Below are 22,679 nucleotides of genomic sequence, written 5' to 3'. Positions count from 1 at the left end.
ACCCGGCTCACCGCCGGGGGAGCCGCAGCACGAGCGCGGCCAGTTCGTCGGCCGTGCGCGGGCTCGGCGCGCCGTCGTCCACCAGGCCGTGGCCGCGCAGCAGCCGGGCCGCCGCGACGCCCCACGGCAACCGCAGCCCCGCCCGCCCGAGCAGCTCGGTCCTGGCCAACATCTCGTCCGCCGGCCCGAGATGTGCCCCGGCCGGGGTGAGCAGCGCCGCGTCGTCCGCCCAGCGCAGCGCCAGGTCGACGTCGTGGGTGGCCATCACCACGGTGGTGCCGTTCGCGCGGAGCCCGTCCAGGGTGGTGAGCAGCCGCTCCTGCCCGTCGGGGTCGAGCCCGGCCGTCGGCTCGTCGAGGATCAGCACCCGCGGCCGCATCGCGACGGCGCCCGCGATCGCCGTCCGCTTGCGCTGCCCGTAGGAGAGGAGATGGGTGGGGCGGTCGGCCAGCGCCGTGATGTCCAGGGCCGCCAGCGCCTCGTCGACCCGCGCCCGCGCCTCCCCGTCGGAGAGGCCGAGGTTGAGCGGCCCGAACGACACGTCCTGCGCGACGGACGCGGCGAACAGCTGGTCGTCCGGGTCCTGCACCACCAACTGCACGCTCCCGCGCAGCCTGGTCAGGCCCGCCCGGTCGTGGTCGACCGGCACGCCTGCCAGCGTCAACCGCCCGGCGCCCGGCCGCAGTCCGCCGCTGAGCAGCCGCATCAGCGTGGTCTTGCCGCTGCCGTTGCGGCCGAGCAGGGCCAGCGCCCGCCCCTCCCACACCGCGAAGTCCAGGTCGCGCAGCACCGTCGGCCCTTCCTCGTACGCGAAGGACACGCCGCTCAACGCCACCAGGGGCACCGAGAGCATCGGGGGCTCCGAGGGCATCGGGGCACTCACCGCCCCACCCCCACCAGCACTGCGGTGAGCGCCGCCACCGCGACCAGCAGCGCCGCGCTCGCCACCGTGAACGGCACGGAGACCCGCGCCTGTGGCACCAGGACCCGCAGCGTGCCGTCGTAGCCGCGCCCCGCCAGCCCGTCCTGGAGCCGCGCCGCCCGGGCGAAGGCCCGTACGAACGCTGTCGCCCCCAGGCCGGCGAGCGAACGCCACTCGGCGGCCCGCGACGCGTGCCCGAGCCGCGCCGCCTGCGCCTGCCTGACCCGGCGCACGGAGTCCAGCAGCAGGAAGCTCATCCGGTACGTCACCAGGGCGACGTCGACCACCGGCGCCGGCACCCCGGCCCGCACCAGCCGCGGCAGCAGGTCGGACATCGGGGTGGTGAAGGCGAACAGCAGCACGCCGAGCGAGGCGGCCGAGGTGCGCAGCAGCAGCTCGCCGGCGCGCACCGGTCCGCCCTCGGCGAGGCCAACGGGGCCGTCGGGCCCGCCGATCTCGAAGAGCAGCGTGACGGCCCCGGTGAGGCAGAAACCCAACGGAACCCGGTACGCCCGCCACAGCCGGCGCCACGGCACCCCCGCCGGGCCCAGCAGCAGTGCCAGCGCCGACACCAGCACCAGCGGCGCGCCGGGCCACGGCGGCAACGCGACGGCCAGCGCGGTGAGACCGAGCCCGAGCACGGCCTTCTCCACGGGATGGCGGCGGCGCCAGCGACTGCCGTGCGCCGCCGCGTCGATCGGCAGCACGGCGGCTCAGGCGCCTTCCGCGCCGGACTCGTCGGCCCGCGGCGCGACCTGCCGGCGCCCCCGGCGCACCCCGAAGTAGTAGCCGAGCACGCCGGCGCCGAGCGCCGCCTGCAGGGCGAAGAGCGCCGACTCGATCTCGCCGGACGGCGGCTGGTACAGCGGCGAGAACCACGGTTCGTAGTCCGGCTCGATCTCGGTGATCGCCGTCTCCGCCTCGCCGTCCGCGCCCGCGAACGGCTCCTCCTTGTGGTCGCCGAGCCCGAGGCCGAGCGGCAGCACGGCGAGCGCCACCACCACGAGCACCAGCAGCCCGTTGATCCGCGCGTTCCTGCTCATCGGGCCACCGCCCCGTGGGACTTCCCGGCCGCCAGCACGCCGAGCCTGGTCAGCTCGCCACCGCTCGACTGCGTCAGGAGCCGCATCACCAGCACCGTGAGCAGCCCCTCGCTCACCGCCAGCGGAATCTGGGTCACGGCGAAGATGGCGCCGAACTTGCCGAGCGCGCCCAGGAATCCGCCGCTCGGGTCGGGGAAGGCCAGCGCGAGCTGCGCGCTGGTGACGCAGTAGGTGGACAGATCGGCGACGAACGCGCCCGCGAAGACCGCGGCCATCAGCGGCAGTCCCGACCGCCGTGCCAGCCGGTACGCGGCGTATCCGGCCCAGGGGCCGACCACGGCCATCGAGAACACGTTGGCGCCGAGCGTGGTCAGGCCGCCGTGCGCGAGCAACAGCGCCTGGAAGAGCAGGGTGATGGTGCCGAGCACCGCCATCACCGGCGGCCGGAACAGGATGGCGCCGAGCCCCGTGCCGGTGGGATGCGAACAACTCCCGGTCACCGAGGGCAGCTTCAGCGCGGACAGGACGAACGTGAAGGCCCCGGAGGCGCCGAGGAGCAGGGTGCTCTCCGGATGCTCCCTGACCTCGCGGGTGAGTGACCGAACTCCGTGGACGACGAACGGCGCAGACGCGACGCCCCAGGCGACCGCGTGCGCTGGGGGCAGGAAACCCTCAGCTATGTGCATGGCCGGACAAACCCTCTCCAACACCTCGTGGATGGTTGACACGCCATGGCCGGTCTCCTGGCTGACGGGTACCACCGCCCGTGCTCCGCCTTCCCGGGGTCCGAGGACCCCAGTGGCTGCCCGTGAGGGCGAGAGCCGGACTTCCCGATCACAGTGGCGAGGGCCGCACCGGTATCACACCGGATTTCCCGAGCACCAAGGCGTGGCGACAGTAGTGGCCGGAGCGGGCCATGACAAGAGGACGGGGGCGGCCGAACCCGCGGATCGCTCCCCGCCCCCGTGGAGTTCAGGCCGCTGCCACCGCCGCGTCACCGGCGGCCAGCATCGTGCCCAATGCCTTCTCAGCCACCGGGAGTTCCCATGGGCACCACCCACGACGAGGCCGCCGGGCCTCGCAGACGTTCCCTCCTCCAGGCCGCCGTCGGCGGCTCCGCCGCGGCCGCCGCCGCGGGGGCGACCTCCCTCACGGGGCAGGCGGCCGCCGCCTCCGCCACCTCCGCCGGCACCGCAGCCGCAGCCGCCGCGCGATCCGGGGGCCGGTTCGACGGGGAAAGACCCCGCTTCGCGCTCGCCGTGCTGCCCGACACCCAGTACCTCTTCGACGCCGACAGTGCCGACCCCGACCCGATGCGCGCCACCTTCCGCTACCTGGTCGCGGAGCGCGCCGAGGCCAACATCGCCTTCATGACCCACCTGGGCGACGTCACGGAACACGGCACCGAGCACGAGATCGAGCTGGCCGCCGACACCTTCAGGGAACTGGACGGCAAGGTGCCCTACAGCGTCCTGGCCGGCAACCACGACGTGTCAGGCGCCGACGACCAGCGCGGCGACTCGGCCTACCTGCGCGCGTTCGGCCCGGACCGCTACGCCCGGATGTCGACCTTCGGCGGCGCGTCACCCGACGGTTACAACAGCTTCCACACGCTGCGCGCCGCCGGCCGCGACTGGCTGGTCCTGGCGCTGGACTGGCGGGTCTCCGACAGCGGTCTGCGGTGGGCGCGGGGGGTACTCGACGACCACCCGACCCTGCCGGCCGTGCTCACCACCCACGACCTCGCCTGGGCCGAGGACGACGGCGAGGCGCGGCTTTCGGACAACGGCCGGCGCCTGTGGGACGGGCTGATCCGCGGCAACGACCAGATCTTCCTCGCCCTCGGCGGCCACTACTGGCCGCCCGGCAGGACCGTCCTCACCAACGACGCGGGCAACGACGTCCACGTCCACATCACCAACTACCAGGACCGCTACTACGGCGGCGCGGCCATGATCCGGCTGTACGCCTTCGACCTGGCCAGGGGCGCCGTGGACGTGGAGACCTTCGCGCCCTGGTTCCTGACCCGCGACCCCGAGCGTCGCACCCCGCTCGAGGCGGAGAACGTGGAACTCACCGGGCCGGCCGACCGGTTCAGCCTGGAGATCGACTTCGCCCCCCGGTTCGCCGGCTTCTCGCCGATCCCGGCGCCCGAGCCCAGACCGGCCTCCGCCGTCCTGGTGCGCGGCACCGTCGCCTACTGGCGCTTCGACCAGGCCGGCCTCCCCGACGCCGACGCCGGCGCCGGCGGCGACGAAGGCGACGACGGCGCGCCGGTGGCCGACGGCCGGGTGGTACGAGACCTGTCGGGCCACGGCAACGACCTGACGGCCCGCCGGCTGCACACCAGCGGCGACGGGGCGCTGACCTGGTCGACCGAGCACCACCTCGGACAACCGGCCCACGCCAGCCTCCGGTTCGACGGCGGCCAGGGCCCGGACCGGGGCGCCGTCCTCAGCACCCGGTCGGACACCCCGCTCAACTCGACGAAGTTCACCATGTTCTCGCCAGGAAGCTTGGGCTTTCGCGGCAGGGAGGATGGCATCGCTGGTCCGGGTGGCGCGGAGCGCCGTCGTGTCGCTACGCTGTCGGGGCGGGACTGCGAGCGTTAAGGCACGAACCACACGCCGGTGGGCGCTAGGACCAGCCCAGTAAGGGACTTGGCTCGCCCATAGGCGGGTCGCGGCGACTCCCTCGCCCCCGGGGCGTGTGGCAGCGGGGCCCAGTCAATGGCCCCGGTACCTCCCTTCGGGGGTGGTACTGGACGCGGGGGACCACGCGGCAGCCAGTCGCGCTCTACTCGCAATCCCGGCCTTCCGGACCGAGTCGACAAGCTCGGTCCTTCAGGACCGAGAAGTTGACCGGCGGATACACCATCGAGACCTTCCTCACCCCGTACCACTGACCCCGCCCCTCCTCACCGCCCGGGCTCCCGGGGGCGGACCACCACCTTGAGGTGGGAGGGATCCGCCGCCGGCGCCCGGAGCGCCTCGGCCGCGCGGTCCAGCGGGAACCGGCCGGTGAGGAGGGTGGCCAGATCGACGCGTCCTGCGGCGGCCAGGGCGATCGCCGTCGGGAAGGCGTGGGCGTAGCGGAAGGCGGTGACCAGGTCGATCTCCCAGCGCTGGAGGTGGGCGAGCGGCAGGGAGTCGGCCGCCACCGGCGCCTGACCGACCAGGGTCGCCCGGCCCGCCGGCCGCAGCGCGCCGATGCCCTGGCGGAGCGCGGCCTGGTGGCCCGAGCACTCCAACAGGCGGTCCACGCCGGTGACCTCCAGCGGCTCCCTGGCGGTGTTGACCACCGAGGTGGCGCCGAGCGCGCGGGCCACCTCGAGCCGGGCGTCGGCGACGTCGGTGACGATCACCTCGGTCGCCCCCGCGGCCCTGGCCACCTGGGCGACGAGCAGGCCGATCGGCCCGGCGCCGGTGACCAGCACCCGCTGCCCGAACGCCACGCCGGCCCGGCGCACCGACCAGACGGCCACGGCCAACGGCTCGATCAGCGCCCCCAGTTCGAGGGGGATCGCGTCGGGCAGCGGGTGGACGGCGCGGGCCGGCACCACCAGGTGCTCGGCGAACGCGCCGTGCGTGGGCGGCGATCCGAGGCAGGTGCCGTCCGGGCACAGGTGGTAGCGGCCCGCGCGGCACTCGGCGCAGCCGCCGCAGCCCACCGCCGGCTCGACGGCGACCCGGGTGCCCACGGCGACGCCGGCGGCCCGGCCGCTCGCCACTACCACCCCGGACGCCTCGTGGCCGAGCACGGTCGGCCGGCGCAGCTCGTTCCGCCCGTTCCGGCCGTCGGTGAAGTAGTGCAGGTCGGAGCCGCAGACGCCCACCGCGTCCACCGCCACCAGCACGTCGTCCAGGCCCAGCGGGCGCAGCGGGACGTCGGCGAGGCGCAGGTCGCGCGGGCCGTGCAGGACGGCGGCCCGGGTGGTGGCCGGGTTGGCGGTCCGGGTGGCGGTCGGGGTCATGGTGTCTCCTCGCCGAGCGGGGGCGCGTCGAAGGTGCCGTCCACCGTGAGGCCGCCGTCCACCGGCAGCACGGCGCCGGTCACGAAGCCGGCCGCCGGCGACACCAGGAAGCCGATGGCCGCCGCGATCTCGTGCGGCTCGGCCAGCCGCCGCAGCGGCGTCCTGGCCAGCAGTGCCGCCCGGTCGAGGGTGCCGGCCGCCAGCCCGGAACGCACCATCTCGGTGTTGACGTAGCCGGGCGCGACCGCGTTGACCCGCACCCCCTCGGGTCCCCATTCGGCGGCCAGCGTCCTGGTCAGCCCGAGGATCCCGCTCTTGGCCGCGGCGTACGCGACGCGGCGCGGGATGCCGAAGGTGGAGCCGACCGAGGCGATCGTCACCACGCTGCCGCCCACCGCGCGCAGCCGGGGGAACGCGGCCTGGGCGAGCAGGAAGCCGCCCGTGAGGTGGATGTCCAGATGCCGCCGCCAGGAGTCGACGCCCAACTCGGCCGCCGGGCCGCGCTCCAGGTTGCCGGCGGCCGCCACCACGGCGTCGATCCGGTCGCCCCGGCCGGCCGCCCGCTCGACGGCCGAGCGGACCGCGGCCTCGTCGGACACGTCGCAGGCCAGCCCCAGATGGCCGGCGGCCACCGGGTGTTCGGCGTCGAGCCCGGCCGCGACCCGCTCGGCACCCTGGCCGTTGCGGTCCAGCACGACGACCCGCCAGCCGCCGGCGGCCAGGTGCGCGGCGGTCGCGGCGCCGATGCCCTGCGCCGCCCCGGAGATCAGCGCGGTGCGGGGGGCGGTCATGACGCCGCCCTTCCGGCGAGTTCGGCGACCCGGGCCGCGACCGCCTCGGCGGAGAGCCCGTGCGCCGTCAGCAGGTGCTCGTTGGAGCCGGTCTCGACCCAGGTGTCCGCCAGGGCGATCCGGTGCACGGGCAGCGGGCGCGGCCCGGCCGCGGTGATCTCCGCGACCATGCCGCCGAGCCCGCCGTAGGTGGAGTGCTCCTCGACCGTCACGACGAACGGCACGTCGGCACAGAGCTCGACCAGCCGGGCGGCGTCGAACGGCTTGATCGTCGGCAGGTGCGCCACCCGCAGGTCGAGCCCCTCGGCGGCCAACAGCTCGGCGGCCGCCAGGGTGCGCGCGGTCTGCGAACCCGTGGACACCAGCAGCCCGGCCCGACCCTCGCGCAGCACCCGGGGCGCGCCGAACGGCGCCTCGCCCGCCGGCCCCTCGGTAGCCGGCAGCGCGGGGCCAGGGTCGCGGGCCAGCCGCAGGTACACGGGCCCCTGGTGCCGGTGCGCCCAGCGGGTCATCGCCTCGCACTCGGCGGCGTCGCCCGGCGCGAGCACCGTCATCCCCGGCATGGCCCGCATGATGGCCAGGTCGGCGTGGTCGTGGTGCGACTTGCCCGCCATGCCGAAGCAGACGCCGGTGTAGGCGGCGGCGATCTTCACGTTGGCGTTCGTCTGGGCGACCAGCATCCGGATCGGGTCGAGGGCGCGGTTCGAGAAGAAGACGCCGAACGACGAGAGCCAGGGGACGAGCCCCGTGGTGGCCAGCCCCGCGGCGACGCCGACCAGGTTCTGCTCCGCGATGCCCATCTGGAGGAACCGGTCGGGGTGCGCCGCGGCGAAGGCGTCGGCCTTGGTGCTGGTGGCCAGGTCGCCGTCGAGCACGACGGTGCGTGGGTCCTCGGCGCCGAGCGCGACCAGCGTGCCGCCCCAGGCCTCCCGCATCGATTTCGGTGTCGTCATGCCGACTCTCCCTTCAACTCGGCGAGTGCCGCAGCTAGTTGCTTGTCGCTCGGGGCGCCTGTGTGCCAGCCGATTGTCATCTCGGCGAAGGAGACGCCGCGGCCCTTGCGGGTGGTGGCCAGGATCATGGTCGGCCGGTCCCCGTCCTCTGCCGTGCGGGCCTCGTCCAACGCGGCGCGGATCGCCGGTATGTCGTGGCCGTCGATCTCCAGCACCCGCCAGCCGAGGCCGGCGAAGGTGGCGCGCAGGTCGACGCCCGCCCACGGGTCGCGCCGGTCGCCGCGGTCGTCGGCGCCGCGCGGCCAGCCGTACTGCTGGAGGCCGTTGTGGTCGAGGATCGCGACCAGGTTGCCGAGCCGGTAGCGCGGCGCGACGTGCGCGGCCTCCCAGGCCATCCCCTCCTGCAGCTCGCCGTCGCCGAGCAGCACGTAGGTGCGGGAGTCCCGGCTGGTGGCGGCGCCGCCGAGCCGGGCGCCGAGCGCCATGCCGACGCCGGCCGACAGGCCCTGGCCGAGCGAGCCGGTCGACATCTCGACACCCGGCAGCTTGGTCATGTCCGGGTGCATCTGGAGCCGGCCGCCGCCCCGGTCGAAGTCGGCGAGCTCGCTCTCCGGGAAGTAGCCGCGCATCGCCAGCACGACGTAGAGGCCGAGCGCGCAGTGGCCCTTCGACAGGATGAACCGGTCGCGCTCCGGCGCGTCGTGGCGCGCCGGGTCGCCGCGCAGTTCGTCGAAGTACAGCGTCACCAGCAGGTCGGCGGCCGACAGCGAGCCGCCGACGTGCCCGGCCCCGGCGCGGTGCGCGGTGCGCAGGATCAGCTCGCGGGCCCTGGTGGCGACCCGCCCGAGGTCGGCGTCGGTGCGGCGCCGCCCGGTGGAGGGTGGTGCGGTCATGGTGCTCTCGCGGTCCTTTCGGTGAGCTGGGTATGGGGTGCGGGATCAGAGCTGGATGACGAAGGTCTTGCTCTGGGTGTACGCGTTCAGTGCCTCCAGGCCCTTCTCCCGGCCGTAGCCGGACTCGCGGAAGCCGCCGAACGGCAGCTCGACGCCGCCGCCCGCGCCGAACGCGTTGACGTAGACCTGGCCGGCCTCGATGCCCCTCGCGGTGGTCAACGCCCGGCCGATGTCGGAGGTCCACACCGCGCCCATCAGGGCGTAGGGGGTGGCGTTGGCGATCCGCACCGCCTCCTCAGGGCGGTCGAAGGTCAGCACCGCCAGCACGGGGCCGAAGACCTCCTCCTGGGCGATCCGGCTGGCCGGGTCGACGCCGTCGACGATGGTCGGCGCGTAGTAGGCGCCGGCGCCCAGCTCCGGTTCCTCGGGAACCGCGCCGCCGATGACGACCTCGCCCGAGGTGAGCGTGTCGAGGTAACCGGCCACCCGCTCCCGCTGCTTGCGGGAGACCAGCGGCCCGAGGTCCGGGTCGGTGAGCCCGGGGCCGATCCGCACCGCCGCGAAGGCGTCGACGAGCCGCCGCAGCAGCTCGGCGTGCGCGTCGCGGTGCACGATCAGCCGGGAGCCGGCCGAGCAGGTCTGGCCGGCGTTCTGCAGGATGCCCCGGGTGATGGCCGCGGCGGCGGCGTCGAGGTCGGCGTCGGGGAAGACCACGTGCGCGGACTTGCCGCCGAGCTCCAGCGTCACCGGCACCACCCGGTCGGCGGCGGCCCTGGCGACGGTCGAGCCGACGGCGGTGGAGCCGACGAATCCGACGTGCCGCACGCCGGGGTGCGCGGTGAGCGCGGCGCCGGCCTCGGCGCCGACGCCGGGCACGACGTTGAGCACGCCGGCCGGTATGCCGGCCGCCACGGCCAGCTCGGCGAGCCGCACGGCGGTCCGCGGCGTCTCGTCCGCCGGCTTGACCACCGCGCAGTTCCCGGTGGCGACGGCCGGCGCGACGCCCCGCGCGAACAGCTGCATCGGGTAGTTCCAGGCGACGATGTGCCCGGTCACGCCGAACGGCTCGCGGGTGGTGAACGCCTGGATGCCGGGCCGCACCGGGATGGTCTCGCCGTGGTAGGTGTCGATGGCGTGGCCGTAGTACTGGAAGTAGCGGGCGCAGACGGCCGCGTCCGCCCTGGCCTGGGCGAGCGGCTTGCCGGTGTCCTCGCTCTCCAGCCTGGCCAGCTCCTCGGCCGCGCCGTTCACGGCGCCGGCGAGCGCGGTCAGCGCGACCGCCCGGTCGGCCACCGGGGTGGCCTGCCAGTCGGCCTGGGCGGCCCTGGCGGCCTCGACGGCGAGGTCGACCTCGCGGGCCCCGGAGCGGGTCACGGTGCCGAGCGAACGACCGTCGGCCGGATCGGTGTTGTGGTAGCTCTGGCTGCCTTCGACGTGCTCGCCGCCGATGAACGCGGAGGTGTGCATGGTGGTGTGCCTTCTCGATCGTGCGGGTGGTGACGGGGTCAGGCCGCGTCGGCCTCGGCGTACAGGTCGCGGTCGCGTGTCTCGGGGCCGCGCAGCGTGACCACCAGGCTGATCACGATGGTCCCGATCATCAGCGCGGCCACCGGGATCCAGCTGCCCGAGGCCCAGGTGATCAGCGCCGAGCAGACCAGCGGCCCGGTGCCGCCGACGACGGAGGCCAGCTCGCGGCCCAGCGTGACGCCGGCGTAGCGGTAGCGGCTGCCGAAGATCTCCGGCAGGAACGCGGCCTGGGCGCTGACCGAGCCCTCGGCGGCGAAGACGAAGGCCAGCACGATCACCAGGGTGATCAGCACCGGCTCGCCCGTGTCGAGCAGCGCGAAGGCCGGGACGGGCAGCAGCAGCATGCCGGCCGCGGCCCAGGTGTAGGCCGGCCGGCGGCCGAGCCGGTCGGAGAGCCAGCCGAAGAAGTACGCCGCGCCCATGCCGGCGACGGCCCCCACCAGCAGGGCGCGGGTGAAGACGCCCTTCTCGACGTCGACCTCGGAGACCAGGTAACTGCCGATGAACACCTGGTAGATGTAGGAGTTGAGGCTGACGCCCGCGACCATCAGGAAGACCCGGCCCACGTTGCGGCGGCTGTTCAGCCAGACATCCCTGATCGGCGACACCGGCCGGGCCCGCTCCTCTCGTTCCTCCTGCTGCTCCTTCGCGGTCTCCGTGAAGACGTGCGAGTCGTTGAGCTTGCGGCGCAGCACGTAGGCGAGCACCGTGACGGCGATGGAGCTGAAGAACACCAGCCGCCAGCCGTAGCTCAACAGCGCGTCCTCCGGCATCTGTTGGACCAGCAGCCAGACGGCCGCGCCGAGCGCCGTGCCGGCGGAGGCGCCCACCCAGACCAGGGCGGCGGTCCGGCCGCGGTGGCCGACCGGCGCCGTCTCGGTGAGCAGCACCGTGCCGCCGGCCATCTCGGCGCCGGCGCCGAACCCCTGGAGGCAGCGCAGCACCACGAGCAGCAGCGGCGCCAGGATCCCGATGGCCTCGTAGGTGGGCAGCAGCCCGATCAGGAAGGTCGCGACGCCCATCAGGTAGAGGGTGGCGACCAGCACCCACTTGCGGCCGAGCCGGTCGCCGTAGCGGGAGAAGAACAGCCCGCCGAGCGGTCGGGCGAAGAAACCGACCGCGTAGGCGCCGAAGCTGCCGAGATACCCCACGGCGGGGCTGACGTCGGGGAAGAACACCTCGTTGAAGACGAGCGCCGACGCGGTGCCGTAGATCACGAAGTCGTACTGCTCGAGGGCGGTGCCGATCAGGCCGCCCCAGCGGGCGCGGCGCCGGTTGGCCGCGTCGTCGGCGTGGCCCGAGGGAACCGGGTGGTCGCCGGCGGGTGTTCTGACGGACGGTGTTGGGGACATGTGCTTCTCCTTCGAAGCAGTGAGCGGAGCGGGCGGTCGTGGGGACACCGGCGGTGGCGGTGGTGGTGCGGTGGTGGGAGAGCGGCGGGCTGGGGAGGGGCCGCCGGTGCCGGTTACCCGGCGGGGGGCGCGGCGCAGGAGTCCGCGGGATCGAACCTGGTGGGGAGCTCGACCGGCCGTGGGGAGCGGCCGGCGAGCGCGTCGAGCAGTTGGTCGGCGCCGATCCGGCCGAACTCGGTCACGTCGCGGCGGATGGTCGCGAGCCGTGGCCGCAGGAAGGCCGCCATCGGGGCGTCGTCGCAGGTGACCAGCGAGAGGTCGGCGGGGATCCGGTGGGGGAGTTCCTCCAGCGCGGAGAGGACGCCGACCAGGATCTGGTTGGAGCCGGCGATCAGCGCCGTCGGCCGGTCGGCGCCGGCCAGCAGCTCGCGGGTGGCCGCGGCCCCGTGCTCGCTGGTGTAGTCGCCGCCGCGCACGGTGGCGGTGACGCCGGGCAGTTCGGCGACGATCCGGCGCAGCGCCCGCTCGCGCTCCCGGGACGGGCGGGTGTGCACGGAGCCGCCGACCAGGCCGATCGAACGGTGCCCGAGCGCCACCAGGTGGCGGACGGCCTCGGTCAGCCCGGCGGCGTGGTCGAAGCGGATCGCGGAGGCGGCCGGCAGCTCCGCGATGTCGCGGTCGAGCAGCACGATCGGCACCCCGGCCCTGGCGAGGAGTTCCGCCGTCTCCGGGTTCCGCTCGTCGGTGACCGACACCAGCAGCCCGTCCACCCGGTGCTGGGCGAGCCTGCGCAGGTGTTCGGCCTCCAGCTCGGGATCGTGCAGCGAGCTCATCATCAACAGGGTGTAGCCGCGCTCCCGCAGCCGGGTCTCGGCCGCGTGCGCGATCTCGGCGAGCAGCGGGTTGCGGATGTCGCTGATCACGAAGCCGACGGTCTTGGTGGCGCCGGTGCGGATGCTCTGCGCGGCCAGGTCGGGGACGTAGCCGAGCTCGTCGATCGCCTTCAGCACCTTCTGGCGCATCCGGTCGCTCACGTCGGGGTGTCCCGAGATGACGCGGGAGACCGAGGACACCGCGACGCCGGCGTGCTCGGCGACCTCGCGGATCGCCACCCGGTGCGGCCGGGTGCCGCGCATGCCGAAGCTGGGGTCGGTGGGCACCGTCACGCCTCCAGGTCCACGCGGTTCCCGGCGACGTAGTCCTCGTCCAACTCCCAGCCGAGGCCCGGGGCGTCGGAGAGCTGGAGGTGGCCGTCCACCACCCGCCGCTCGGTGGCTATCAGATGCCACCAGAAGGGGTCGCGGTCCGGGTGGAAGCACTCGGCGTAGGTGCCGTGCGGCTGGCTGGCCAGCAGGTGGGCGGAGACCTGCGGCTCCTCGTGGTGCCCCATCGCGACGTCGTACGAGGTGGCGATGGCGGCGGCGCGCCGCCAGGCGGTGGGGCCGCCCGACCAGGAGGCGTCGAAGTTGCAGACGTCGATCGCGCCGGCCTCCATCAGGTCCCGGCAGCCGCTCGGGCTGTACTCGCTCTGCCCGGCCGCCACCGGTATCCGGGTCCGCAGCCGGACGTCACGCAGCGCGCGGCGGTCGTTGTGCCAGCGGACCGGCTCCTCGAACCAGCGGATGTCCAGGTCCTCGACGCGCCAGGCGAACTCCAGCGCCTGGTCCACGGTGTAGCCCTGGTTGGCGTCCACCGTGATCACGAAGTCGTCGCCGGCCGCCTCGCGGGCGGTGGCGACGCGCTTGGCGTCGACCTCCGGCGTGGCGCCGCCGACCTTGAACTTGATGCCGGCCAGGCCGCGTTCGCGGTAGAACGCGATCTCGTCCTCGATGGCGCCGAGCGGCTCCCCGTAGTAGCCGCCGATCGCCATCAGGGGTATCTCCCGCCGGTAGCCGCCCCACAGCCGGTGCAGCGGCATCCCCAACGCCTTGCCGACCGCGTCCCAGACGGCGGTGTCGACCCCGGCGAGCGCCACCAGACCGAGCCGGCGGTCGCGCAGGATGTCGTAGGTGACCGGGTAGGCGAGGTCCCAGCAACGCTCGGTGGCGAACGCGTCCTGGCCGACGAGGCGCGGCTCGATCTCCCGCTTGACGATCGCGGCGATCGTGGCGAGCTCGCCGTCCTCGTCTCCCACGTACGCCTCGCCCACCACACCCTCGCTGGTGCGGACCCGGGTGATCAGCGTCGCCCGGTGCGTCATCCGGTAGTAGCTGCCCCTGAACTCCCTGGCCAGCGGCGCGCGGACGGCGACCACGTCGATGCCCGTGATGGTCAGTCCCGCCACCCGGCCACCCGGCGAGGGGTCGGCGGCGACGGTGCTCGAGATCGTCATCGATGCTCCTGGAATCGATTCTGGAATCGATTCCGGAACTTATGAACACTCTCCGACGGCTGTCAAGGGTGTGGACAGAACCGGGTCGCCGGCCGCGGCAATGTCGGCGGCCCACACAGCCCCGCTCCCCGGCATGGCACCGGCCCTCGTAGGCGCGTGGCCTGGCCGGTCCTACGGTGCGCTCGAGCGAACCCGAGAAGAAAGGTATGGATCCACCGTGATGAGAGCTGCGCCTTTCCCCCGCCGGGCGGCCGCCCTGCTGACCGTCCTCGTGCTGAGCCTGGTGTCCCTCCTGGCCTCCGGCGGCCAGGCCAGGGCCGCCGTGCCGCTGGAGCGGGTCACGTCGTTCGGTTCCAACCCCGGCAACCTCGCGATGTACCGCTACGCGCCGCCCGGCCTGGCCGCCGGCAGCCCGGTCGTGGTGCTGCTGCACGGCTGCGGGCAGAGTGCCCAGGAGTACGCCGACAACTCCGGCTGGCGGAAGTTCGCCGACGCGCGCGGCTTCGCGCTGGTGGTGGCCGAACAGCAGTCGGTCAACAACCTCAGCCGCTGCTTCAACTGGTTCGAGCCCGGCGACGTGGCCCGCGACCGCGGCGAGGGTCTCTCGATCCGGCAGATGGTCGCCCACACCGTCGGCTCACTCGCCGCCGACCCCGACCGGGTGTACGTCACCGGGCTCTCGGCCGGCGGCGCCATGACCGCCTCGCTGCTCGCCGCCTACCCCGACGTGTTCGCGGGCGGCGCCGTGATCGCGGGCGTCCCGCACGGCTGCGCCAACGGCGTGCTCACCGCTTTCTCCTGCATGTACCCGGGCCGCCCCGAGACGGCCGCCACCTGGGGCGACCGGGTGCGCGCCGCGTACCCGGGCTACACCGGCCGGCGCCCCGCCGTGTCGCTGTGGCACGGCGGCGCCGACTACACGGTGGCCACCGCCAACCTGGCCGAGTCCGTCGAGCAGTGGACGAACGTCCTCGGCGGCGACCAGCGGGCGGACGCCACCTCCCAACTGCCCGCCAACACCACCCGCTCGGTGTACCTGACCGGGGCCGGCGCCCCGCCCGTGATCGGCTACCTGACGCCGGGCAACGGACACGGCACGCCGGTCGCACCGGGCGACGGCGCCCAACAGTGCGGCACCACAGGCGCGCACTTCCTCGCCAGCCTGTGCTCCAGTTTCCACATCGCCGCCGACTGGGGCCTGACCGACTGACGGCCGGTGGCCGGACGAACCCTGCTGTTACAGTGACGGAGGCGTTGATCGTTTGTTGAGGAGCCCAGACATGGCGGTGGACGACGACATCTCCGGGTGACACCCGGACCAGGCAGGCCACCGGGCCGGTGCGTGGAAGCACCCCCGGCGTGGCCTCGTCGTCGTTCCCTCCCGCCCCCTGTCTGCCGCCGGGGCGGCAGCCTGCGCGCCGCCCCCTCCTCCCACGAGGTCACCGCCATGCCCGACGCCTCCGTCGTCTGCTCGAACCTGTCCTTCGCCTGGCCCGACGACACCCCCGTCTTCCAGGACCTGTCCTTCACCCTCGGCGCCGGCCGCACCGGCCTCGTCGCCCCCAACGGCGCGGGCAAGAGCACCCTGCTCAGGCTCGTCGCCGGTGAACTGCGGCCGGACGCCGGGTCGGTCGCCGTCGCCGGCACGCTCGGCTACCTGCCGCAGAGCCTCCCGCTGACCGGCGACCTCACCGTCGCCGAGGTGCTGGGCGTCGCCGCGACCATCAGGGCCATCGACGCCGTCGAGTCCGGGGACGTCGACGAGCGGCACTTCGCCACCATCGGCGACGACTGGGACATCGAGGAACGCACCCGCGCCCAGCTCGACCGCCTCGGCCTCGCCGACCTCGCCCTGGACCGGAGGCTCGGCACCCTCAGCGGCGGCCAGATCGTCTCCCTCGGCCTCGCCGCCCAACTGCTGAAGCGGCCCGACGTGCTGCTGCTCGACGAGCCCACCAACAACCTCGACCTCGACGCCAGGCACAAGCTCTACGACGTGATCGGGGGCTTCAACGGCTGCCTGCTGCTCGTCAGCCACGACCGGGCCCTGCTCGACCGCATGGAACGCATCGCCGAACTCGACCGTGGCGAACTACGGCTCTACGGCGGCGACTTCACCGGATACCAGGCGGCCGTGCGGGCCGAGCGCGAGGTCGCGGAGAAGAACGTCCGCAACGCCGAACAGGAGCTGAAGCGGGAGAAGCGGGAACTGCGACAGGCCCGCGAGCGCGCCGAACGCCGACAGAGCAACGCCGCCCGCAACCTGAAGAACGCCGGCCTGCCCAGGATCTTCGCCGGCACCATGAAGCGGGGCGCCCAGGAGTCCGCGGGCCGGGCCGGCCAGACGCACGCCAACCGGGTCGGCGAGGCGCAGGCCCGGCTCGACGAGGCCGGGCGGGCGCTGCGCGACGAGCAGCGCGTCACGCTCGACCTGCCGGACACCCAGGTGCCCGCCGGGCGCACCCTGTTCCTCGGCCAGCGGCTCCGCGTCCGGCTCGGCGGCGCCGAGGTGTTCGCAGGCCAGGGCGTCGACCTGACCGTCCGCGGCCCGGAGCGCATCGCGCTGACCGGCCCCAACGGCGCCGGCAAGAGCACGCTGCTGCGGCTGGTCAACGGCGACCTGACGCCGGGGAGCGGCGAGATCAGGCGGGCCGACGGCCGCGTCGCCCACCTCTCGCAGCGCCTCGACCTGCTCGACCAGGACCGTTCGGTCGCCGAGAACCTCGCCGACCACGCCCCGGAGCGGCCGCAGGCCGAGCGGATGAACCTGCTCGCCCGCTTCCTCTTCCGCGGGCCCCGCGCCCAGCTGCCGGTCGGGGTGCTCTCGGGCGGCGAGCGGCTGCGCGCCACCCTCGCCTGTGTGCTCTGCGCCGAGCCGGCCCCGCACCTGCTGCTCCTCGACGAGCCGACCAACAACCTCGACCTGGTCAGCGTGGGCCAGCTGGAGAGCGCGCTCAACTCCTACCAGGGGGCCTTCCTGGTGGTCAGCCACGACGAGCGGTTCCTGCGCGAGATCGGCGTGCACCGGTGGCTTCGGCTGGCCGACGGCGAGCTGGCGGAGACGGGGGCCCCCGAGGCGTGAGCCCCGGCGTGACGAACCGGCCCGTGCCGAGGCACACCGCCCCGCGGGCCACACCCCGATCACGTTGGGAAGGCCCCCCATGCCCAAACCCGCCCTGCTCGCCCACGACCTCGTCCACACCCTCGGCGACCGCCGGGTGCTCGACGGCGTCTCCCTGACCGCCTCGCCCGGCCACCGCATCGGGCTGATCGGGGAGAACGGCGTCGGCAAGTCCACCCTGCTCCGCCTGCTCGCCGGGACGGAGCAGCCCGATGCCGGCAGCGTCACCCGCCCGCCCGACCTGGGCTTTCTCCGGCAGGAGACGCCCCACGCCGGCGACGCGACGCTCGCCGACGTCCTCGACGACGCCCTGCGCGAGGCCAGGGAGGACCTCGCCGAACTGGCCAGGCTCACCGAGCTGATCGGGCGGACCCCACAGGACGCGCCCGAGTACCAGGGACTGCTCGACGCCTACGGCGCCCGGCTCGAACAGGCCGGGGCCCGGGACTCCTGGGACGCCGACCGGCGGGCCGCGCTGGTGCTCGACGGCCTCGGCCTCGGCACCCTCGGACCCGACCGGACGCTCAGCTCGCTCTCCGGCGGCCAGCGCGGCCGGCTCGCCCTGGCCGCGCTGCTGGTCAGACGGCCGACGGCGCTGCTGTTGGACGAACCGACCAACCATCTCGACGACGGCGCCGCCGCCTTCGTCGAGGCCCAGGTCCGCGCCCTGCCCGGGGTCGTCGTGGCGGCCAGCCACGACCGGGCGTTCCTCGACGCCGTCTGCACGGACCTGATCGACCTCGACCCCGCGCCGGAAGGACCGGCCCGCTACGGCGGGAACTACCGCGCCTACCTGGGGCGGAAACGCGCCGAGCGCGACCGCTGGGAACGACGCTTCGCCGAGGAACAGCGGGAACTCGCGGCGCTGCGCGACTCCGCCGGGATCACCGCGCGCCGGGTGGCGCCGGACCGCGGACCGCGGGACAACGAGAAGATGGGCTACGGCCACCGCGCCGGCCGGGTGCAGAGCCAGATCTCCCGGCGGGTACGCGACGCCACCCGCCGCCTCGCCGAGCTGGAGCGCACCCGGGTCGCCGAGCCGCCGCGGCCACTCCGGTTCGCCGGCCCGGCGCTCGCCGCACCGGCGCCGGAGGGCGAGGGACCACTGGTGTCCCTGCACGGCGTCCGGGTGTCTGGCCGGCTCGCCCCGGTGTCGGCCGAGGTGGGCGCGGACGACCGGCTCCTCGTCAGCGGGGGTAACGGCACCGGGAAGTCGACGCTGCTCGCCGTGCTCGCCGGGCGGCTCGCGGCCGAGGGGGAGCTACGGCGGCGACCGGGACTCACCGTGGGCCTCCTCAGCCAGGACACCACGTTCGACCGGCCCGACCGGTCGCCCAGGGCCACCTACCAGCTGACGCTGGGGCCCGAGCTGGCCGAGGCGGTGCCGCTCGGCTCGCTCGGCCTGCTGGCCGACGCGGACCTGGACCGGCCGGTCGGCCGGCTGTCGGTCGGTCAGCGCCGCCGCCTCGCCCTCGCGCTGCTGGTGGCCAGACCACCGCAGCTCCTGCTCCTCGACGAACCCACCAACCACCTCTCGCCACGGCTGTGCGACGAGTTGGAGGCGGCGCTCGGCACAGGCCCGGGCGCGATCGTGCTGGCCAGTCACGACCGCTGGCTGCGGCGGCGCTGGCAGGGCCGGGAGATCCGGCTGGGCGCCGGGCGAGTTCCCGCCAGGGACTGACGGGGCGTCAGCCTACTCGGAAGAATGGAGTACGCCGCCGCCGTCGGCGGCGGAACACCACCTGCGGCGAAGGGCCCGACCATGAAAGCGATCGTCCAGGACGTCTACGGACCGGCGGACACCGTCCTCACCCTGCGGGACGTTCCCCAGCCGGTGCCCGGCAAGGGAGAGGTGCTGCTGCGGGTCCGCGCGGCGGGCGTCGACCCCAGCGTCTGGCACCTGACGAACGGCCTGCCCCGCGTGGCGCGCCTCGCGATCGGGGTGCGCCGCCCGCGCAACCCCGTGCCCGGGTGGGACGGCGCCGGCGTGGTGGAGCGGGTCGGCCCCGACGTCACCGGCATCGGACCCGGCGACGAGGTCTTCGGCAACTGCGCGGGATCCTACGCCGAGTTCACCCTGGCCAAGGCCGACCGGGTGGTGCCGAAACCCACCGGGCTCGGCTTCGAGGAGGCGGCCGCCCTGCCCGTCTCCGGCGTCACCGTGCTCCAGGCGCTGACCGGCAGCGCGCGGCCCGAGCCCGGCAGCTCGGTGCTGGTCATCGGCGCGTCCGGCGGGGTCGGCACCTACGCCGTCCAACTCGCCGCCGCCTGGGGCGCCCGGGTCACGGGCGTCAGCGGCCCCGACGCCGTCGACCACGTGCGAGGCCAGGGCGCCGACGACGTCATCGACTACACGCGGCACGAGATCACCGACGAAGGACGCCGCTGGGACGTGATCGTCGACAACGCCGGCAACCGCCCACTCGGCCTGCTGCGCCGGGCCCTGACGCCCCGCGGCACCCTGGTGATCGTCGGGGGCGAGCGCGGCGGACGGTGGTTCGGCGGCCTGGACCGCAACCTCCGCGCCACCCTGCTGAGTCCGGCGGTGCCGCAGAAGCTGCGCGCGCTGACGGCCGTCACGCGCCGCGCCGACCTGCTGAGAGTGGCCGAGCTGGCCGGCGAAGGCGTCCTCAGACCCGTGATCGACCGCACCTACCCGCTGGCGGAGGCGGCCGCCGCCATCGGCCATCTCAGAAACGGCCACCCGCGCGGCAAGATCGTCCTCACCGTCTGACCCCCCGCCGGCGAACGGCTGTCGGCACACCGGGGGACCGGTTCCGACAGCCGTCGGCTTACCTGCCCGCCCGGCGCGTGACACCGTGCGGATACCCGAGCGGTGCCGAGCCGTCAGGAGACGGCGCGCGACGTCGCCGCCGGGCGCGCAGTGCCGCCCACCCGGAGGAGGGAACATGATCGGCCTCACCCGCAAGCGTCACCACCCCGGCAAGTCCTCGACGTCCTCGACACCCCCGGCAGCCTCGGCCGCCGGACCCCGGCGCGGACGGCCCGCGCTGCTGGCCGTCGTCGCGGCGGCGCTGGCCGCCGCCACGCTCTCCGTGCCGCCGTCGTCCGCCGCGGCCGGCTCCGCCGGCCGAGCGGCCGCCTGCGAGAACGGCTATGTCGGCCTCACCTTCGACGACGGGCCGAACGCGGCCACGACGCCCGCCCTGCTCAACGCCCTGCGGGCCGGCGGGGCCAGGGCCACCTTCTTCATCTGGGGCCAGCGGGCGCAACAGAACCCGAGCCTGCTGCAGTCGACGGTCTCCGCCGGCATGTGGATCGGCAACCACACCTGGACCCACCCGCACCTCACCCAGATCGGACAGGCCGCCGTCCAGGACGAGATCTCCAGGACCCAGAACCTCCTGCGGCAGGCCACCGGGCAGACCCCGACGCTGTTCCGGCCGCCGTACGGCGAGACCAACGCCCAGGTACGGGACGCCGCACGGCAGTTGGGCATCACCGGCGAGGTGCTGTGGAACGTCGACTCCCGGGACTGGGCGGGCGCGAGCACCGCGCAGATCGTCCAGGCCGCGTCCACCCTGCGGAACGGCGACATCATCCTGATGCACGACGGCTACCAGACCACCGTCAACGCGGTCCCCGGGATCCTCTCCGGCCTCTCCGGCCGCGGCCTGTGCCCGGGCCGCATCGTCGGCGGCACCGACCTCCGCCCGATCGTCACCGCGCCATAGCCGCGCCCGGCGCCCCCGCCCCCGCCCCCGGCCCAGCATCGCGGCTCGGGTACCGGCGGCGCGCGACGCGGGTCAGTCGTGCAGCGCGCGCAGCACCCGGTAAAAGGCGGCCTTGCCCTCGAAGCCGATCCCCGGGGTGTCGGTGAGGCCGACGCGGCTGTGCTCGACGACGGCGTCGTCGGCGAAGCCGCCGGTGGGCTGGAACTCGCCGGGGTAGGACTCGTTGCCGCCGAGCTTGAGGGCGGCGGCGATGTGCAGGGAGAACTGGTGCCCGCCGTGCGGCACGCAGCGCCGCGACGACCAGCCGTGCTGGCGCAGCATGTGCTGGATGCGCAGGTACTCCACGAGGCCGTAGCTGAGCGCCGGGTCGACCTGGATGATGTCGCGGTCGGGGCGCAGGCCGCCGTAGCGGATCAGGTTGCGGGCGTCCTGGAGGGAGAACAGGTTCTCGCCGGTGGCGATCGGCCCGGCGTAGTGCTCGGCGATGGTGGCGTTGAGTCGGTAGTCCAGCGGGTCGCCGATCTCCTCGTACCAGAACAGGCCGTAGGGCTCGATGGCCCGGCCGTAGGCGAGGGCGGTGGCGAGGTCGAAGCGGCCGTTGACGTCGACGGCCAACCGGGACCCGTCACCGCCGAGCACGTCGAGGACGGCCTCGATGCGGCGCAGGTCCTCGGCGAGGTCGGCGCCGCCGATCTTCATCTTGACGACGTCGTAGCCCTGGTCGAGGAAGCCCCGCATCTCGTCCTCGAGGTCGGCGAGGGTCTTGCCGGGGGCGTAGTAGCCGCCGGCGGCGTAGACGAAGACCGAGTCGTCGGGCTCGCCGTCGCCGTGCCGGTCCGACAGCCACCGGTACAGCGGCTGGCCGGCGATCTTGGCGGCGAGGTCGAACAGCGCCATGTCGACGACGCCGACCGCGACCGAGCGTTCGCCGTGCCCGCCGGGCTTCTCGTTGCGCATCATGACGTCCCAGGCCCTGGCGGGGTCGAGTTCGCCCCGCTCGTCCAGGAGGCTGCCGGGCTCCGCGGCCATCAGCCGTGGCAGGACGCGCCGCCGGAGGATCTCGCCGGCGCTGTAGCGGCCGTTGGAGTTGAAGCCGTAGCCGACGACGGGCCTGCCGTCGCGGACGACGTCGCTGACGATCGCGACGATCGAGCAGTCCATCGCGCTGAAGTCGATCCAGGCGTTGCGGATCGAGGAGCTGATGGGCACCACGCCCTCGTACACGGCGGTGATCTTCATCGGGGCGATCTTCCTCAGGTCGGTGAACAGGGAGTCCTGTCCCGTGGTGGGACACACCGTCGATTGCATCAGTCGGCCCGCCGCGCGTCCCCGCGCCCCCCGGCGCGGCACGGCTGGCCACCCGGCGGATCAGGCGGAGGCGCACCGCTCGCGGAGGACGTCGACGCCGTCGCCCTCCAGCTCGTCGAGAAACGTCTCGCGCCCGGTCATGGCCATCGTGAGCGCCAAGGTGGTTCCGGACACCAGCGGCCCGGAGCCGGTCGAGAAGGGGCCGTCGGTGGCGGTGAGTCGAAGATCGGGTATGCGCCCCTTCGCCAGGACCACGAGATCCGATCCCCGGTAGTACTCGGCCACCCGCGTGAGCACCTCGATCGGGTGGTCGCGGCGAATGCCCAGCGGGCGCCGGATGTCCTCGCCGTGCACGATGGTCTCGCCCAGCATGGCCACGGCCGGGAGGGGAGGCTTGGTCCTGCTGGGGACGACGCGCCGGAACCGCTCCAGCGTCTCGGCCGGGCTCGCACCGAGCTGCTCGGCCAGCCGCATGGCCACCTGTCTGTCGAAGTCGAACCGGCAGCGGATCACGCCAACCAGCCAGCGAACCGGGGTGAGACTCGCCCCCGCGGTGAGGTGGGCCAGCACCTCACGCACCGACAGCCCGGCGCACAGCGAAGGCGTCTCCCACCGCTCGCCGGACACCTCCGCGAGATCGGCCGCCAGCGCCGCTCGCTCCCCTCGGATCAAGGGCCAGATCCCGCCCCCTGTGCCGCGGTCCTCGGTCAGCTCCGTATCGGTCATGGGGCGCGTCTCCTGCCACGGGTGGTTCCTGCTCGGACCCGGG

General features: G+C 74.2%; 21 protein-coding genes and 1 riboswitch. Of the genes, 6 read left to right on the top strand and 15 right to left on the bottom strand.

Annotated features, from left to right (window positions below):
- Positions 1–7 precede the first annotated feature (7 nt).
- The 5 genes from ACYVPE_RS14840 to ACYVPE_RS14820 are packed head-to-tail and all read right to left on the bottom strand — an operon-like array spanning position 8 to position 2,651.
- Positions 8–820: an energy-coupling factor ABC transporter ATP-binding protein gene (locus tag ACYVPE_RS14840; protein WP_461034049.1), complete on the bottom strand. Its 813-nt coding sequence runs from the start codon at positions 818–820 to the stop codon at positions 8–10.
- Between the two features lie 5 nt (positions 821–825).
- On the bottom strand, positions 826–879 hold the full coding sequence (locus ACYVPE_RS14835; protein WP_461034048.1) for a hypothetical protein: 54 nt from the start codon (positions 877–879) through the stop codon (positions 826–828).
- Entirely contained in the window at positions 880–1,629 is a 750-nt protein-coding gene (gene cbiQ, locus ACYVPE_RS14830; RefSeq protein ID WP_461034031.1) for a cobalt ECF transporter T component CbiQ, read from the bottom strand. It abuts the gene before it with no gap.
- A gap of 6 nt (positions 1,630–1,635) precedes the next feature.
- Entirely contained in the window at positions 1,636–1,965 is a 330-nt protein-coding gene (locus ACYVPE_RS14825; protein WP_461034030.1) for an energy-coupling factor ABC transporter substrate-binding protein, read from the bottom strand.
- Entirely contained in the window at positions 1,962–2,651 is a 690-nt protein-coding gene (locus tag ACYVPE_RS14820) for an energy-coupling factor ABC transporter permease (protein WP_461034029.1), read from the bottom strand. Before ACYVPE_RS14820 ends, ACYVPE_RS14825 begins: the two co-directional genes overlap by 4 nt.
- Positions 2,652–2,681: 30 nt before the next feature.
- A riboswitch (cobalamin riboswitch) is annotated at positions 2,682–2,866 on the bottom strand.
- 145 nt (positions 2,867–3,011) lie between these two features.
- Between ACYVPE_RS14820 and ACYVPE_RS14815 the strand changes: the two genes are divergently transcribed.
- A complete protein-coding gene (locus ACYVPE_RS14815) occupies positions 3,012–4,577 on the top strand; it encodes a metallophosphoesterase (RefSeq protein ID WP_461034028.1) in 1,566 nt (521 codons plus the stop codon).
- Between the two features lie 305 nt (positions 4,578–4,882).
- Here ACYVPE_RS14815 and ACYVPE_RS14810 read toward each other — a convergent pair whose 3' ends face one another.
- From ACYVPE_RS14810 to ACYVPE_RS14775, 8 genes are all read right to left on the bottom strand, one after another.
- Complete coding sequence (locus ACYVPE_RS14810; RefSeq protein ID WP_461034027.1) at positions 4,883–5,938, bottom strand: NAD(P)-dependent alcohol dehydrogenase; 1,056 nt, start codon at positions 5,936–5,938, stop codon at positions 4,883–4,885.
- Positions 5,935–6,729, bottom strand: coding sequence for an SDR family NAD(P)-dependent oxidoreductase (locus ACYVPE_RS14805; protein WP_461034026.1), 795 nt, complete (start codon positions 6,727–6,729; stop codon positions 5,935–5,937). The genes ACYVPE_RS14810 and ACYVPE_RS14805 overlap by 4 nt, the downstream gene beginning before the upstream one ends.
- The gene (locus tag ACYVPE_RS14800) at positions 6,726–7,682 is read right to left on the bottom strand and encodes a transketolase family protein (protein ID WP_461034025.1); all 957 of its coding nucleotides are present in this window, start codon (positions 7,680–7,682) and stop codon (positions 6,726–6,728) included. The genes ACYVPE_RS14805 and ACYVPE_RS14800 overlap by 4 nt, the downstream gene beginning before the upstream one ends.
- The gene (locus ACYVPE_RS14795) at positions 7,679–8,575 is read right to left on the bottom strand and encodes a transketolase (RefSeq protein ID WP_461034024.1); all 897 of its coding nucleotides are present in this window, start codon (positions 8,573–8,575) and stop codon (positions 7,679–7,681) included. The genes ACYVPE_RS14800 and ACYVPE_RS14795 overlap by 4 nt, the downstream gene beginning before the upstream one ends.
- Positions 8,576–8,620: 45 nt before the next feature.
- A complete protein-coding gene (locus ACYVPE_RS14790; protein WP_461034023.1) occupies positions 8,621–10,042 on the bottom strand; it encodes an aldehyde dehydrogenase family protein in 1,422 nt (473 codons plus the stop codon).
- Positions 10,043–10,080: 38 nt separating this feature from the next.
- A complete protein-coding gene (locus tag ACYVPE_RS14785; protein WP_461034022.1) occupies positions 10,081–11,454 on the bottom strand; it encodes an MFS transporter in 1,374 nt (457 codons plus the stop codon).
- Between the two features lie 113 nt (positions 11,455–11,567).
- Positions 11,568–12,620: a LacI family DNA-binding transcriptional regulator gene (locus ACYVPE_RS14780; protein ID WP_461034021.1), complete on the bottom strand. Its 1,053-nt coding sequence runs from the start codon at positions 12,618–12,620 to the stop codon at positions 11,568–11,570.
- Positions 12,617–13,786, bottom strand: coding sequence for a mandelate racemase/muconate lactonizing enzyme family protein (locus tag ACYVPE_RS14775; protein WP_461034020.1), 1,170 nt, complete (start codon positions 13,784–13,786; stop codon positions 12,617–12,619). Before ACYVPE_RS14775 ends, ACYVPE_RS14780 begins: the two co-directional genes overlap by 4 nt.
- Positions 13,787–14,006: 220 nt before the next feature.
- Here ACYVPE_RS14775 and ACYVPE_RS14770 point away from each other — a divergent pair, with 220 nt between their 5' ends.
- From ACYVPE_RS14770 to ACYVPE_RS14750, 5 genes are all read left to right on the top strand, one after another.
- The gene (locus ACYVPE_RS14770) at positions 14,007–14,996 is read left to right on the top strand and encodes an extracellular catalytic domain type 1 short-chain-length polyhydroxyalkanoate depolymerase (RefSeq protein ID WP_461034019.1); all 990 of its coding nucleotides are present in this window, start codon (positions 14,007–14,009) and stop codon (positions 14,994–14,996) included.
- 237 nt (positions 14,997–15,233) lie between these two features.
- Positions 15,234–16,868: an ABC-F family ATP-binding cassette domain-containing protein gene (locus ACYVPE_RS14765; RefSeq protein WP_461034018.1), complete on the top strand. Its 1,635-nt coding sequence runs from the start codon at positions 15,234–15,236 to the stop codon at positions 16,866–16,868.
- 79 nt (positions 16,869–16,947) lie between these two features.
- Positions 16,948–18,588 (top strand): ABC-F family ATP-binding cassette domain-containing protein, encoded by a 1,641-nt coding sequence (locus tag ACYVPE_RS14760; RefSeq protein ID WP_461034017.1) that lies wholly within the window; start codon positions 16,948–16,950, stop codon positions 18,586–18,588.
- An 81-nt stretch (positions 18,589–18,669) separates the two neighbouring features.
- Positions 18,670–19,641, top strand: coding sequence for an NAD(P)-dependent alcohol dehydrogenase (locus ACYVPE_RS14755; RefSeq protein WP_461034016.1), 972 nt, complete (start codon positions 18,670–18,672; stop codon positions 19,639–19,641).
- Positions 19,642–19,816: 175 nt separating this feature from the next.
- The gene (locus ACYVPE_RS14750; RefSeq protein ID WP_461034015.1) at positions 19,817–20,602 is read left to right on the top strand and encodes a polysaccharide deacetylase family protein; all 786 of its coding nucleotides are present in this window, start codon (positions 19,817–19,819) and stop codon (positions 20,600–20,602) included.
- Positions 20,603–20,674: 72 nt separating this feature from the next.
- On the opposite strand, the gene ACYVPE_RS14745 is transcribed toward ACYVPE_RS14750, so the two are convergent.
- On the bottom strand, positions 20,675–21,841 hold the full coding sequence (locus tag ACYVPE_RS14745; protein ID WP_461034014.1) for a mandelate racemase/muconate lactonizing enzyme family protein: 1,167 nt from the start codon (positions 21,839–21,841) through the stop codon (positions 20,675–20,677).
- Between the two features lie 129 nt (positions 21,842–21,970).
- Positions 21,971–22,636, bottom strand: coding sequence for a maleylpyruvate isomerase family mycothiol-dependent enzyme (locus ACYVPE_RS14740; protein WP_461034013.1), 666 nt, complete (start codon positions 22,634–22,636; stop codon positions 21,971–21,973).
- Between the last annotated feature and the right edge of the window lie 43 nt (positions 22,637–22,679).

The sequence above is a fragment of the Streptomyces mayteni genome, from assembly GCF_054783955.1.
Note: the sequence above shows the minus strand (reverse complement) of the source record. Positions and strands in the feature narration are given on the sequence as shown.

What these genes read in the sequence shown, in the direction of transcription:
- ACYVPE_RS14785 (WP_461034022.1), bottom strand. Translation starts at nt 11,454, where the DNA reads ATGTCCCCAACACCGTCCGTCAGAACACCCGCCGGCGACCACCCGGTT.
- ACYVPE_RS14820 (WP_461034029.1), bottom strand. Translation starts at nt 2,651, where the DNA reads ATGCACATAGCTGAGGGTTTCCTGCCCCCAGCGCACGCGGTCGCCTGG.
- ACYVPE_RS14765 (WP_461034018.1), top strand. Translation starts at nt 15,234, where the DNA reads ATGCCCGACGCCTCCGTCGTCTGCTCGAACCTGTCCTTCGCCTGGCCC.
- ACYVPE_RS14800 (WP_461034025.1), bottom strand. Translation starts at nt 7,682, where the DNA reads ATGACGACACCGAAATCGATGCGGGAGGCCTGGGGCGGCACGCTGGTC.
- ACYVPE_RS14810 (WP_461034027.1), bottom strand. Translation starts at nt 5,938, where the DNA reads ATGACCCCGACCGCCACCCGGACCGCCAACCCGGCCACCACCCGGGCC.
- ACYVPE_RS14740 (WP_461034013.1), bottom strand. Translation starts at nt 22,636, where the DNA reads ATGACCGATACGGAGCTGACCGAGGACCGCGGCACAGGGGGCGGGATC.
- ACYVPE_RS14755 (WP_461034016.1), top strand. Translation starts at nt 18,670, where the DNA reads ATGAAAGCGATCGTCCAGGACGTCTACGGACCGGCGGACACCGTCCTC.
- ACYVPE_RS14795 (WP_461034024.1), bottom strand. Translation starts at nt 8,575, where the DNA reads ATGACCGCACCACCCTCCACCGGGCGGCGCCGCACCGACGCCGACCTC.
- ACYVPE_RS14745 (WP_461034014.1), bottom strand. Translation starts at nt 21,841, where the DNA reads ATGAAGATCACCGCCGTGTACGAGGGCGTGGTGCCCATCAGCTCCTCG.
- ACYVPE_RS14825 (WP_461034030.1), bottom strand. Translation starts at nt 1,965, where the DNA reads ATGAGCAGGAACGCGCGGATCAACGGGCTGCTGGTGCTCGTGGTGGTG.
- ACYVPE_RS14770 (WP_461034019.1), top strand. Translation starts at nt 14,007, where the DNA reads ATGAGAGCTGCGCCTTTCCCCCGCCGGGCGGCCGCCCTGCTGACCGTC.
- ACYVPE_RS14815 (WP_461034028.1), top strand. Translation starts at nt 3,012, where the DNA reads ATGGGCACCACCCACGACGAGGCCGCCGGGCCTCGCAGACGTTCCCTC.
- ACYVPE_RS14760 (WP_461034017.1), top strand. Translation starts at nt 16,948, where the DNA reads ATGCCCAAACCCGCCCTGCTCGCCCACGACCTCGTCCACACCCTCGGC.
- ACYVPE_RS14775 (WP_461034020.1), bottom strand. Translation starts at nt 13,786, where the DNA reads ATGACGATCTCGAGCACCGTCGCCGCCGACCCCTCGCCGGGTGGCCGG.
- ACYVPE_RS14805 (WP_461034026.1), bottom strand. Translation starts at nt 6,729, where the DNA reads ATGACCGCCCCCCGCACCGCGCTGATCTCCGGGGCGGCGCAGGGCATC.
- ACYVPE_RS14790 (WP_461034023.1), bottom strand. Translation starts at nt 10,042, where the DNA reads ATGCACACCTCCGCGTTCATCGGCGGCGAGCACGTCGAAGGCAGCCAG.
- ACYVPE_RS14750 (WP_461034015.1), top strand. Translation starts at nt 19,817, where the DNA reads ATGATCGGCCTCACCCGCAAGCGTCACCACCCCGGCAAGTCCTCGACG.